The following is a 13,291-nucleotide window of genomic DNA, read 5'->3' as shown; positions in this document are numbered from 1 at the left end:
CGCGCCTGGCACCCGCATCGTGCTTGGCGGGGCCTCGCGCATCGATCCCACCACAACGCCACTCGTGACAGTGGGGGCCTCTCCCACCAACCAGGTCGCCTTCCCGGAGGACACAACCCTCTCGGCGGCCCACGCCGTGCTCGAACGATCGGAGCGCGGCTTGTTGCTGCGCCCTCTAGACGGCGTCTCCATGGTGAATCGCAGCATCTGTCTCAAAGAAGCCATTCTGCACGACGGCGACGAGGTTCGCTTCACGCGAGCAACAGTGGTTCGCGTGCTCGCGGTCGACTGAAGCCGACCCTGGTGGGGAGCCCCCTTCGAGCGGTTGTGCTGCTGGGCGAAGCGCCACTGTCGCCATGACGAGCGGTGAGCGCAGCGTCATCATGGAAGACCACGGCGACGCCTACCCGGCCTGGCGTGGGGGCAACGTGGCCGGCATCACGTGCGTGCATCTCGACGCGCATCTCGATCTCTCCGACGAAGGCCTCACCCCCGCGCACATCGAGGCCATGCGTCAGGCGAGAACGCCGGAATCGCTGCGGGGGCTGCGCGCCGATCCGCACCTGCCATGGGGCGGGTACCACGGAGGCAACTATCTCTACCCCGCACTTCTCGATGGCACGGTATCGAGCCTCGTCTGGGTCATTCCGCCGTGGTTGCCCGGACAGGCAGATCTCCTCACGTTCACCCGCGTCGAGCTGCAGAAGTGGTATCAGGTCACCCTCGCGGATCACGCCAGCTTCCATCTGATCGATGGCACGGTGCGCGGCACTGTTCTCGGACGCCCCTTCACGCTCTGCACCATCGAGAACCTTCCTCGAATCGAGGAGCCGATGCTGCTCGACATCGACGCCGACTACTTCCTCGATCACGATGATGGGCTGTTCACCGATGTCGAGGTAATCACCGAAACGCTCAGCGGCCTCCTCGATCGCGCCGCCATGATCACCGTGGCCTACTCGGTGGAGGGTGGATACATGCCCCTGGAGCATCGCTACGTGGGTGACCTGGTCCTGCGCCTGCTCTCCGGCCACGATCCATCGTCGGCTCTTGCGGCGCGACACCTGCGCAGGGGCGACACGGCCCGCGCCGAGAGGCGCTTCTCGGACGCCCTCGCGGCGTATGAGGCCGCTGCTCGCGAACCCTGGCTGGCGGCGGCGGCGCGACTCAAGCAATCGCTCGTGTCGAGCGATCTCGGCCGCTCTGATGACGCCCGTCGCCTTGCGGCGGAAGCCGCCGCCATCGATGGAAGATACGCCCCTCGCGCCCTCGATGTCGCCTTTCTGTTCCTGCGACGAGGCGATCCGGCGCGAGCGGTTTCGCATCTCTCGCGCGCGAGGGAGGAGAACCCCCTCGACGCCTCTCTCACGCTCTACATGGAGGGCGTGGCGCACCTGTTGGCGCAGCACTTCGACGACGCGGCGCTCGCCTTTCAGCGCCTGCTGCTGTCAGACGCGCTGCCGCCAGCGGAGTGCGCCCAGATGAGCATGATGCTCTCCCGTGCCCTGCTGCGCGCGGGTCAGGCAGTCGAGGCGGTCTCGGCAGCACGACGTGCCGTCGACACGGGGCCGGGCATTGGCGCGCACCACCTTCAGCTGGCCCACGCGCTGCGCGCGACGAACCGATCCGAGGAAGCGGCCCGCCATTATCGAAAAGCCATCTCGCTCACCGATCATGCGATCGCGAGCATCGAAGCCCACCGCGCACTGATCGCGCTGTATCAGGCGAGCGGCCAGACCCTGCTGGCGCAGGGAGAGATGCGCCGCCTCGCGCGCAAGGCGGGTGACGCCGACGTGGAACGCCGTGCGCGTGGAGAGGGGTCAGAGACTTGAAGACGAGGGTGAGACCGGCTCGCCTCGATGACATCCCCTTCGTGCGCGCGCTCTCGGTGGAGATGGTGGTCCACGGCATCCCCCACACCCGACGGGTCGATCCGCAGGTGGTCAGGGAGCGCGCCCGCAAGAGCCTGGCTCAGCTCGAGATGACCCTGCTCGACAAGGACTTCCGCATCCTCGTTGCCGACGATGAGGAGACCGCAGAGCGATTGGGCTACATCATGCTCGACCTGCACTCCGTCGAGTCGTCGACCGGCGATCGGCAGTGCCTGATCCACGACGTGGCCGTGAAGCGAGAGCACTGGGGTCGCTTCGTGGTGCACAGCCTCATCCGCGCAGCCGTTGAGCTCGCCGCACAGCGCGGCATGCTGTATCTCGTGGGAGAGGTCACCCGCTCGAACGAGCGCACCCTGGGCACGGCACTCAAGGGTCTGGGCTTCGAGGTCGAGCGCCATCAGATCGTCAAGCACGTGCCGCCGCTCGGATGACCTCTTCGCGGGTCGTCTGGCGTCAGGAGACGAGGGCGGAGACGCGCACCACGCTGTCGCGGGGGAAGACGATGTCGATCTTCACGCTGATCTGATCGCCCGGCGATACCGAGGCACCCGAAACGCTCGGACAGTCGGCCTCGACAAGAGTGTCGGTGAGCTGCACGTGGTAGCGGTCGGGGAAGACCTGCAGCACCGTTGCGCGCTGCTCCTGCCAGAGGCAGGATTCGAGGTGGCGGTAGATCCAGTACGACTTCCGGCTGCGCTCCATCGAATCAGCCTGCTCTGAACATGCGCCACAGGTCATGGCCAGGCGCTCCATGTCCTCCCGGGTGTAGACCGGCTGCCCCTGGCGCAGATGCGTCTTGATCTGTCGGTGCAGGGCGAGATCGAGATAGCGCCTGATGGGAGATGTGAACTGGACGTAGGCGTCGAGACCCAGCCCCGAGTGACGTATGGGTTCGAGGCTCGTCTCGCTCTTCTTCAGGAAGCGACGCACGCGAAAGCCGTCGAGCGCGGTGAACGGGGCCTCGTAGGTGATGGGCTCGCTGGGCGGAGGCTGGCCGCGATACACGCCGGGCAACCCGTTGTCGATGAGGTACCTCGCCGCGGCGTGGTTGCCGAGGATCATGAACTCTGAGACCAGGATCTGGCTTGGCGTGTCGTGCTCCTGTCGGTCAACCGTGACCTCGGGCTCACCGCTCTCCCCACGTTCGACGTGCACCTCGACGCTGGGAAACGGCACGAACACCGCGCCTCCTTCGAGGCGGCGGCGGCGAAGGCTCGAGGCCAGATGGTGCAGGCGGCTCAGCATCTCGTCGGTCCCTGCGCTGAGGGCGACATCGACGGCGTCATAGGTGAGACGGCGGGAGACGCGCACCACCGACTCGACGATGCGGGTCTCGAGCACAGCGCCGTCGTCATCGAGGACAGCGAGAACAGAGAGCGCCGGACGCTCCTCTCCCGCGACGAGCGAGCAGACGTCGGTTCCGATCACCTGCGGGAGCATGGGAATCTTCTGATCGGGGAAGTAGATTGAGGTGCCGCGATGCATCGCCTCTCGATCGAGCGGGCTCCCCTGCTCGATGAACTCGGCCGGATCAGCGATGTGGATGCCTACCTCCCAGCCTCGTTCGTGCGGGAGCACGCTCAGGGCGTCGTCGGTCTCCACGGTGTGGATGTCGTCGATGGTGACCGCCGCGTGCTCGGTGAGCGAGACCCGGCCATCGTGACGCCAGGCGCCGTCGGTGATCTTTGCCGGATAGGTCGCTGCCTGTTCGAGAAGCGCCGCCGAGAACGTGACGGGGACCTTGGTCCGGTGAATCGCGAGGTTCTCGTGCACAGACCAGACCCCGGCCTTCACCAGAACCTGGAAGGCGGCGTCGCGCTGAGAGATGCCCGCCTTGGTCAGCACGGTCTGTATCTCTTTTGAGCGGCTCGACTCAGGCCCGTGCAAGGCCACATCCTCGAGCCAGTCGAGGTACTTGGGAAGGCAGTCGGGCCGGGCGATGGATGCGGCCCCACCGCCCCCGCGCAACGCCCAGACGCGCTGCAGCCACGCCGAGATGGCTTCGCGCTCGATGATCTTGTTCTGCTCTGCCTGTATGCTCTCGAGCAGCTGGGTGACCCGCTCGCGGGCGTTTGCCACGTAGAGGTCGTTCTTGCGCTCGAAGTAGATGCGGTCTTCGTTGAGGGCTCGCAGCATGCCCGAGACCTGCTCCGGCGCGACGGCGCCACTGAACCAGGTCGACGCCAGCTCTTCGACCTTGTACTGCCCGGGCTCATCGCACAGCAGGTCCCAGAGGTCGCAGATCGCGATCCCGGCCTTGATCGACTCGCGCTCCCCTGCTGCCCGGCGCAGCGCCGCCACGGCGTCTTCCCGCAGCGCCGACGGATTCATGAAGCCCGCCACGCTCAGAACCACCCGTTGAGGAGGAACCCCGATCTCTCGATTCTCCTCGTTGAGCAGGTGAAGACTCTTCTTGTCGGCCTTCAGGCAGAGGCCGCAGACGACCTTCTTCTCGTGATAGAACTCGACCAGCGCGCCCGGTGCGGTCATGAGATGGCGATTCCAGGAGGAGTGGGTGGTTGCTTCATGGCTTTGACAGTATAGAAGAGGCATGGGGGGGCGTCAAGCCCGACCGGGTGTCTCGAGATGACTGAAAAGCCTGTTGTGGCGCGGCTGCACTTGATTGACGCAAGCGCTGGCCGTGTGCTACGTTTAGCCTGTGGGGCTCTCCCCACGGTGCGACCTTCCCTCACGGAGATCCGGCCGCAGGCGAACCGATGTGGGGGGGAAGAAGGAAACGTTGAAGCCGTGTCCGCTCACGACCACGTCCTGGTGCTCAATGCCAGCTACGAGTTCCTCAACGTCGCCACGCTCGAGCGTGCCGTCAAACTCATCTACAAGGGCAAGGCCGAGGTCGTCGAGTCCATCGACGGTCGCGAGATCGGCAGCACGCGCCTGCGCATCCGGATGCCATCGATCATCCGCATGCTCTACTACATCGTCCGTCCGCACAAGGACGTCCCGATGACCAAGAAGAACGTGCTGCTGCGCGACGAACACACCTGCCAGTACTGCGGCCGCCTGGGAGATACCATCGACCACGTTCTCCCCCGAAGCCGCGGCGGGGCGAGCTCCTGGGAGAACTGCGTGTGCGCCTGCTCGCTGTGCAATACGCGCAAGAACAGCCGCACGCCGGATGAGGCCAACATGACGCTCGTTCGCAAGCCGAAGCGGCCGGCCTACATCCCGTGGATCATGGTGAAGCGCGATGCCAGTCGCGTGGGATGGGCCCGCTATCTCTTCTGGAACCTCAGCATCGACGAGGTCATGGACCTCTGAGGGGGCAGCGCGTCGTGGGCGCCCTGCCCTCTCAGCCTGTCACCGCCGAATCTGCCGTTGCCGCGCGCATCCGCTCGATTCCCCGGGCATCGCCTGAGACCCCGAGAACGCGATGGACGACGACGTCCTTTGACTTCCCCTTCAGCGACACCGACTCGAGGCGCTCGGTGACCAGGCGATCGCCCGCGCGGTCCGCGGTGCTCTGGGTGCAGATGACCGGGGCGCGCAGGTCACGGCTCAGGCCCTGCACGCGAGCCGCCGTGTTGGTGACGTCACCGATGACCGTGTACTGCAGATGGGCGGTGTCGGCCCCGAGCACGCCAACGGCGACCACGCCGCTGCACGCGCCGATGCCCACGTCGAAGGGCGGGTCACCCCGCTCGACCCACCGCGCGTTCATGGCCTCGATGGCTTCGTGCACCTCGAGGCCCGCGGTGAGGGCGGCCACGGCGTGGTTCTTCTCGCGCGCGCGGCGCAGGCTCATGGGGTCGCCGTACACCACCATCTGGGCGTCACCCAGGTAGTCGAGGCACCGCCCCCCGTGCCGCTCGTAGATGGGCACCGTGAGGGTGTGGTACTCCTTGAGCAGCTCGACCATCCGGGTGGGGGGCATCTGCTCGTTGAGCGTGGTGAAGCCGCGGATGTCGCTGAAGATGACGGTGCAGTCCTGCTCGGTGGTGTGTGCGTTCGCCCCCTCCGCCAGGAGAAGGTCGTGTGCCAGCTCCGGCGTGATGAACTGGCGCAGCAGCATGTGGCTTCGGATGAACTGGTAGATCACCACCAGCAGCGCCGTGCTGAACACGGCGACGCTGGGACCGAGGACGCGTATCCACCAGCCGTGCTTGAAGAGGACGACGGCGCTACCCACCAGTCCCCCCATCACACCAAAGGCAGTCAGCAGAACGAAGACGCCGTTCACGCGCTGGAAGATCCATGCGAGTGCAAGGGGGAGGACGAGCAGCAGCAGCGCATCGACCCAGGGCCGCGACTCTCGGATGAACGCCTGGCGCATCATCGTGTTGATGATCTCGGCATGAACGGCCACACCGGGGTAGCGCCCCACGGGAGTCTCGACCACATCGCCGAGAACCGTGGTGTCCCACACCCCCATCAGGAAGACACCGTTCTCGATCAGTGCCCGCGAGGGGGCAACCGTCGTCCCCACGTAGCCCGCGGGCGGAGGGGCGCCGATCATGCGCCAGTACGGGATGTCGGCGAGATGCACCACCGTGGCGCTATCCGTGACTGTCTCGCGGTAGTAGTTGATCAGCAGCTCCTGCCGCTCATTGGTGGGAATCAGCTCGGCTCCCACGCGCACCCCGTTCGCCTCCACCGAGATGTCTCGCGACGTGAGCCCGCGGGATGTGGCGTACACGAGCAGATCGAACGAGTACTGCCAGCCATTGCCGACCCGTGTGGCCAGGGTGGTTCGCCGCAGCTTTGCGCTGTGCAGGTCATCGGTGGTGTTCACGTTGATGTAGCCCACCCCGGCAGCTGCTCTCGCCAGCTCCGGGAGCGGAAGCAGGGCTTTCTCCTCGGAGCCCATGCCGGTCTGCGCGAGCTTCGAAGAGAGTACGCCCTTGCCAAAGGCACCGAGCTCTTTGACAAAGGCCTGGGTTCCCGCGTCGAGGTTCTCGACGAAGAGGAAGTCGAAGCCCGCGGTAGCCGCCCCGTTCTCGCGGAGAATCTGCAGCAGACGGGCCTGCACGCCTCTGTTCCAGGGCCACGGTCCGAGGCAGTCTTCCTGCAGCGACGTATCGTCGACCCCCACGATGCGCAGCCGATCGTCCCACGCCTGGGTGCCGAGCGATCGCACGAGCAGGTCATAGGCCTGCAGCTCATAGGGGTAGAGCGCGCCGCTGAGCCTGGCGTGCTCGTCGTCGGTTCGGGTGAACGCCTGATGGTTGAGGGCGGTCAGCGCAACGAGCAGCATGAGAAAGAAGAGACGGCCGCGACGGGCGCCGCCCATCACGAACCGTCTACTTCCGGTGCGGCTCACCGAGGGCTACTGTCCGGCCGGCTTGTAGTCACTCGGCACGGTGAACCATGACTGACTGGCCTTTCCGATGGCCTTGCCCTCGTCGTTCATGGCCACAACGCGCCAGAAGTACTTGGCGCCGGCCTGCATGGGCGGTCCGTCCTTGGGGTAGGCCGCGCTCGCGTCTTTCACCGAGGCAGCCCACTGCAGGTTGGCCTGGTCCATGCTCTCGTTCTGGCTCACGAGCACCACGTAGGACTTCGCGTTCTTGAAGGCCTTCCACGAGAAGGCCAGGTCACTCGGGCTCACGCCATCCTGGTTGTAGGGCTTCAGATCGATGGGGAAATCGGGGTCTTTCTTCTCGCCGCTGCCGGCGCTGCGAATCATGCCCCCCAGCATGCCGCCCATGGGCACGCGGCTCTCGATCTGGCTGGCGGCAAAATCCTTGGCCGCCTGTTCGGGGTTGGCGATGACCTCGACGGCCAGGTTTGCGTATCCGATGGCGGGGTAGAGGTTCGACCCGCCTGGGATGAAGCCGGCGATGTTCGAGATGAACCGCAGCGCCTGCAGCGCGGTGGCGAGATCTTTGTAGCGGTCGGCGTCTTCCTTGCGCAGCTTCTCCGGGTCGTAGGTCTCGACCTTGGCCTTCAGCGCGGCGTCGATGAACACGCGTGACCCAGGCCCCGCAACAGGGGCCGTAGGGGCAAGGAAGGGGGTTTCGTCACCCGGCTTGCTGGGCGCGTAGGCCACGTTGCCCTCGAACACGTCGATGGTGGTGCCCTTGTCGTCGCTGTTCACCACGAACTCGGTGCCGCGGATGCCGATGGTGGCGCTGGGCGTCTTGATGAGCAGCGGGCTCTTCTGCTTGTCGAACTTGGCCCAGATGGCCCCGCTCTTCACGTTGAGCACGTGCCCGCTGCCGTCGCTGGCGCTGCGGTTCCCGGTGATCATCACCGAGCTGCTCGGGTTCACACCGATCTTGCCACCCACCACGAACTCGAGAGCGGCCACCGATTTGGCGTCGGTGCTGAGCACGTCGCCCACATAGTCGGGCATCTGCACGAATGCGGCGTACTTCCCCGCACCGGGTCGCTCGACGGTGAGCTTGCCGTCGATGGCGACCACGCTGGCCACAACGGTCTTGTTGTCGGCGTGGGCGGGCTGGGTCAGAAAGGAAGCGAGCGTCGCTACGGCGAGTGCGACGGCGAGGGCGGCCACTGAAGGCCGCAGGGCGCGCGGGGAGGAGACGGGACGAGAAGCAGGCATCACGGGGCGATCTCCCTCTGGTAGTCTGGCGCCGCCGCCGAGCGAACGCGTGTTCCGCGTCTGGGCTGGCGCATTGAGCAGGGTTGGCAGTTCGGAGACTCTGCGCACAGTCCTGCTCGAAGCGGCGGTCTCCCCTTCTTGGCGTGATCGGCTCCAGAGAGGCTCCTGGCCCCAGAGAGCGAACTTCTGGCGGGTGTCGAACGCTGTCATCACCGTCACCTGCGAGGAATGCCTCCGAACCGCGCACAGCGTCGCGCACAGCGCCGCGTTCGAGTGCCCCCTGTGCTTCTCGCCGGAGATCTCGTGGAGCGCCTGCGCGCCGGACACCGCCCAGGTCGTGCGTGTCGCGGCTGAGGCATACGGTACGCTGACCCTCGAGACGAACGGCTCTCACCTGGTCGGGCTCGTTCCGCCCGGACGACAGCCCGATCGCAATGGCGCCTGGCGCCTCTCTGAGTTAGGGTATTTCGCGTTCCTCCGGCCGAATCGCGTGCCCCGCGTTCTCTCTCTGGCGCCGGCAAAGGGGGCCGCCCGCCCCATCAACGCATGGCGAGTCCCCGCGCTGCTGCTCCTGCTGGCCGTGGGCACCACCTTCCAGGCGGGCTTCGGATTCGTCGAACCCTCTGCGGAGAGCGCTGCGAGGGGCTGGATAGAGGCTGCCGAGTTCTCTTGCGGGGTGCTGTTCATCTTGCTCAGCCACGAGCTCGGTCACTATGTGGCGGCCCGCCGCTGCGGGATCCGAGCCACCCTGCCGTACGTCATCCCCATGCCCCTGCTGTTCGGTACCATGGGGGCGTTCATCCAGATGCGCAGCCCTCCTCCGGATCGCGACGCCATGATCAAGCTGGGGGCCTGGGGCCCCCTGGCCGGACTCGGGGCGACCCTCATCGTCCTTGCCTGCGCCCTCCCCTTCTCCCACGGTGCCGCCCCTCAAGCGATGTACGAGCCCTGCATCGTGTTCGGCGAACCGCTTCTCATGCGCCTCATGACCGCGCTGTGCGGCCCTCGGCTCCTTCCAGGCCAGGAGCTGGTGGCCCACCCGGCCGTCATGGCGGGCTGGTTCGGCACGCTCATCACGGCGCTCAACCTGCTTCCTGGCGGGCAGCTCGACGGGGGGCACATCCTTCGCGCCTACATCTGCGACCGTGTGCAGCGGCGCTGCGCAAAGCTGCTGTCAGCGGGGCTCGCGGTGCTGGGATGGCGCTACTGGCCGGGGTGGTACGTCTGGGCCGTTGTGGTCCTGATCTTCAGCTTCACCGGCAATCCCGGGCCTACCGATGAGGCAACCCCACCGAGTCGCGCGGCCCACGTATGCGCGCTGCTGTCGCTCGTCGCGCTCATCCTGACCTTCTGCCCCTGGCCGGTCACCGAGGTGACCCCGCTGCACTGAGCGAGGTCTGCCCGGTCGTCACGACTCCACCGACTCGCTGCGCGCCAGCACGATGCAGGTGGCCAGCAGCAGCAGGCTGATGTAGCACGTCAGCACCCAGAAATGACCCGCGAACGAGATGTCGAGGGCCAGCGCAGGCTCGATCTCCGCCGATGACAGCGCGGGAGGACGAGGCAGCTCCTGGAGTCGCGCGGCCTGGCCCAGCATCTCATAGCCCCACTTGCTCAGCATGACGTAGGACACGTCCTGCGCGAGCCCCTTCAGCGGGATGAGGGCCCCCGCCAGCACCAGCTGGGGAATGAGGATGATCGGCACAAGACTGCCCGCCTTGTCTGGATTCGACACCAGCGATGAGAGCAGCAGCCCCATGGCGAGGCCCCCGACCGACGAGAGCAGCAAGACGAGGAACATCTTCTCGAGAAACACGTTCCCGAGATCCGGCAGGGCGATGCGACTGCGGATGACGGCCATCATGGTCACGCTCTGCACCACGCAGAGCCCGAGCAGCACGGCGACCTTCGAGAAGACGTAGGGCGCGATCTGCAGGTTTGCGGAGCGCTCGCGCCGGTAGATGGCGCGTTCCTTGCAGATCTCGCGCGCCGCGTTGCTGGTTCCGAACCAGATCGAGCAGCACACCATGAGGAACAGGAACGTGCGCGCCTGCACGAAGTTCCCGTTCGACACGTCGAAGATGTCGGCGTCGAACACGATGGCCAGAAGACCCGCGATGATGGGCGCCTGCAAGAGCATGAGCAGCAGGTTGCGCCGATCGCGCCACACGATCTCGAGATACCGGCGGCTGAGGATGAAGAACTGTCGCATGGCGCTGGTGCGTCGCACGCTGCGATGCGCTGCCATCGGCGCCTGGGGGGGCGTCTGCGCGGGCGCGGGGGTGACGTCCACCGTCGACTTCCCGGGGGCGAGAACCTGCGTCTCGAGGGCGGCGCGGGCCTGCGGGGGGACCACCGCCAGGGGGACCTGCGCGAGACGCTCGATGACGAGACGACGATACTCTTCACTGGCCCGGAACCGTCGCTCCCACATCAACGGATCGGAGCCCTCGATCTGGGCGTAGATCTCGGGGAAATCGCTCACCCCGAAATAGGTCAAGGCCCCTCGCGGGGACCCGTAGTAGGCCAGCGCCCCTCCCCTGGCCAGGAAGACCAGCTGATCGCACAGGTGGATGTTGGTTGTGGCGTGGGTGATGACCAGAAGGGTGTGTCCCGCGTCGGAGAGCCTCCGGAACAGGCGCATCATCTCTCCCTCGAGCCCTGGATCGAGGCCAGAGGTGGGCTCGTCGAGGAAGAAGAGGCGAGGCTGCGTGAGCAGCTCGACCCCGATGCTGACCCGCTTGCGCTGCCCTCCGCTCAGGCGCGACACGGGCAGGTTGCGCCGCTCGGTGAGCTGCAGCTCGACCAGCACCTGCTCGATGCGCTGATCGACCTCGCCCGCCCCCATGTCCTCCGGGAGCCGCAGCAGCGCAGCGTAGTAGAGCGCCTGATAGACGGTGAGCTCACGATGGATGATGTCGTCTTGCGGCACGTAGCCGAGCGACTCGCGCAACGCGTCGAGGTTGGCATAGAAATCGACGCCGTTGAGCAGCACCGCGCCGCTGTCTGCAGGCCGGAAGCCGCTCACGGCATTGACAAAGGTCGACTTGCCGGCACCGCTCACTCCGACCACGGCAACAAACTCACGTGGCATCACGGTGAGCGAGACGTCGCGCAGGATCAGCTGCCCTCCGCCCACGTCGCGACGAAGCGCGATGACGTCGAGGCGGGCGTTCCCCTCTTCGCTGAAGAGCTCGAGCAGCCCGCCGCCGCTTCGCTCCGAGAAGACGAAGAGGAAGTCGCTGACACGGATGCGGTCGCCAGAGCGAAGCTCTGCGCGCCCTGACACCGGTCGCTCGTTGAGGAACGTCCCGTTCGTCGATCCATGGTCGAGCAGCATCCAGCGGCCTTCGCTGCCGTCGATGGACGCGTGCTCGCGCGAGACCTGCGGATGGCGCAGGCGCACCCGGTTCCCTGCGTCTCGACCGATGCCGATCTTCTCTCGACCCGTGATGGGGTAGCGAACGGGGGCGCCTCGAAGCAGGCCCGGAACGATGGTCGCAGGCACGCCGAGGGGCTCCGCGCGACTCAAGACGGCCTCCCCACCAAGGGCACGGCGCAGCGGGTCTCGGCGGAACGCCCGCGCCCTCCGCTCACGGCGCCGCGGAGAAGAGCGCTCCAGAGGGGCTCTCGCACCTCCGGCATGCGCGCCAGCGTGAGCAGCAGGCGTCGATGATAGTCGAAGCGCCAGTCGCGATCGATGAGCGCGCGCGCGGCCGCGCTGTCGACGGCGGCCACCAGGCGCGACACCTCGTCGTCGCTCACGTGCTCGAGCAGCCTGCGCATCCAGAGCCCGGCCCGAAGCTCGAAGCCCAGGTGCTGTCGCCACCGATGCTCGTATCGTGCCAGCCACGGCAGCCGGAAGTCGCGTCCCTTGCGCGCTTCGAGAACCGTCTCGGCCAGCGTCTGGGCGCATTGCATGGCGTAGTAGATGCCTCCGCCGGTGGTGGTCTTGGCCTGCCCTGCGGCGTCTCCCACGGCCAGGACGCGCCCTGCAACCGAGCGGCGGGCGGCGCCCATGGGAATCCGGCGATACAGCGTTCGACCAGGGCGCGAAATCCGGAGCGCGCCTCGAGACGGTTGATCACCCCTATCTTGGCGGTTCCGTCACCGAGGGAGACCGCGTAGCCAAACGACCCGGGGGCCACGGCGTGGCCGAGGTGGATCTCTGCGTCTCTCACATCCGGCAGCGCGTAGGTCGCCTGCACGGTGCGATGATAGGTCTGGGGAGGCACGATTCCGCTGCGCGCGGGAAGGTTCGACATGGCCCCGCACGCAAGCAGGCACAGCCGAGCGCGCAGCATCGTCTGCGCACCGCCGATCTCGGCGCGGACCCGCACCTCTTCCGTCTCGCTCGTCACCTCCCGAACCCGGGCCCCGTAGAGGAAGCGGACACCGGCCTCCGCGGCGCGTTCGGCGAGGGTGCGATCGAGCGCCGCCCGGTCGAGCACATAGGCCGCCGACGAGGTGCCCGGACGGGCTTCGAGATCGAAGTAGCGTTCCTGGGAAGGCGCGAACACGCGGAATCGGCTGAGGGTCTCCCGCACAAGGGAGCGGGGGAGGTCGAACGTTGTGAAGAGCGCTTCCCCGACGATGCCCGTGCAGTGAACGGGCAGGCCCGCCGACGCATGCTCCTCGAGCACCAACACGACAAGCCCCGCGCGGGCGAGCGCGTGGGCCGCGGTCGTTCCCGCGGGCCCCGCGCCGACAACGATGATGTCGGGCATGTCGATCTGCACGCCGCTAACTACGCTGCGGAGTGTGCTTTTCCTATAGGATCGCCCCAACGCGGGGGGCGCGCGCTCAGTGACGGGCGCGACGAAGCACGAGGGTCGCGCCGGGCGGCAGGTCGAGAAGGCCGTCTGCGGCCACGGCA

At 66.8% G+C, this 13,291-nt stretch carries 10 protein-coding genes; 5 read left to right on the top strand and 5 right to left on the bottom strand.

From position 1 onward, the window contains the following. The 3 genes from EB084_09155 to EB084_09145 form a co-directional block, all read left to right on the top strand. On the top strand, nt 1-292 hold a 292-nt coding region (locus EB084_09155; GenBank protein NDD28416.1), incomplete at its 5' end, for an FHA domain-containing protein. A gap of 64 nt (nt 293-356) precedes the next feature. Next, nucleotides 357-1,832, top strand: a complete 1,476-nt coding sequence (locus EB084_09150; protein NDD28415.1) for a hypothetical protein — start codon at nt 357-359, stop codon at nt 1,830-1,832. After that, nucleotides 1,829-2,323, top strand: coding sequence for an N-acetyltransferase (locus tag EB084_09145; protein NDD28414.1), 495 nt, complete (start codon nt 1,829-1,831; stop codon nt 2,321-2,323). The genes EB084_09150 and EB084_09145 overlap by 4 nt, the downstream gene beginning before the upstream one ends. 22 nt (nt 2,324-2,345) lie before the next feature. On the opposite strand, the gene EB084_09140 is transcribed toward EB084_09145, so the two are convergent. Continuing rightward, entirely contained in the window at nt 2,346-4,445 is a 2,100-nt protein-coding gene (locus EB084_09140) for an RNB domain-containing ribonuclease (protein NDD28413.1), read from the bottom strand. Nucleotides 4,446-4,478: 33 nt separating this feature from the next. Here EB084_09140 and EB084_09135 point away from each other — a divergent pair, with 33 nt between their 5' ends. Then, nucleotides 4,479-5,171, top strand: coding sequence for an HNH endonuclease (locus EB084_09135; GenBank protein NDD28412.1), 693 nt, complete (start codon nt 4,479-4,481; stop codon nt 5,169-5,171). A gap of 31 nt (nt 5,172-5,202) precedes the next feature. On the opposite strand, the gene EB084_09130 is transcribed toward EB084_09135, so the two are convergent. Both EB084_09130 and EB084_09125 read right to left on the bottom strand, forming a co-directional pair. Continuing rightward, complete coding sequence (locus tag EB084_09130; GenBank protein ID NDD28411.1) at nt 5,203-7,140, bottom strand: adenylate/guanylate cyclase domain-containing protein; 1,938 nt, start codon at nt 7,138-7,140, stop codon at nt 5,203-5,205. A gap of 36 nt (nt 7,141-7,176) precedes the next feature. Beyond that, the gene (locus EB084_09125; GenBank protein NDD28410.1) at nt 7,177-8,742 is read right to left on the bottom strand and encodes a hypothetical protein; all 1,566 of its coding nucleotides are present in this window, start codon (nt 8,740-8,742) and stop codon (nt 7,177-7,179) included. 10 nt (nt 8,743-8,752) lie between these two features. Between EB084_09125 and EB084_09120 the strand changes: the two genes are divergently transcribed. Next, the gene (locus EB084_09120) at nt 8,753-9,805 is read left to right on the top strand and encodes a site-2 protease family protein (GenBank protein ID NDD28409.1); all 1,053 of its coding nucleotides are present in this window, start codon (nt 8,753-8,755) and stop codon (nt 9,803-9,805) included. A gap of 18 nt (nt 9,806-9,823) precedes the next feature. Here the strand turns inward: EB084_09120 and EB084_09115 are convergent, their stop codons facing one another. Both EB084_09115 and EB084_09110 read right to left on the bottom strand, forming a co-directional pair. Further along, complete coding sequence (locus EB084_09115; GenBank protein ID NDD28408.1) at nt 9,824-12,331, bottom strand: ATP-binding cassette domain-containing protein; 2,508 nt, start codon at nt 12,329-12,331, stop codon at nt 9,824-9,826. After that, nucleotides 12,177-13,291: NAD(P)/FAD-dependent oxidoreductase (locus EB084_09110; protein ID NDD28407.1), on the bottom strand; the 1,115-nt coding region annotated here is incomplete at its 5' end. The genes EB084_09110 and EB084_09115, both read right to left, overlap by 155 nt.

This window comes from Pseudomonadota bacterium (assembly GCA_010028905.1).
Lineage (GTDB): Bacteria > Vulcanimicrobiota > Xenobia > RGZZ01 > RGZZ01 > RGZZ01.
Note: the sequence above shows the minus strand (reverse complement) of the source record. Positions and strands in the feature narration are given on the sequence as shown.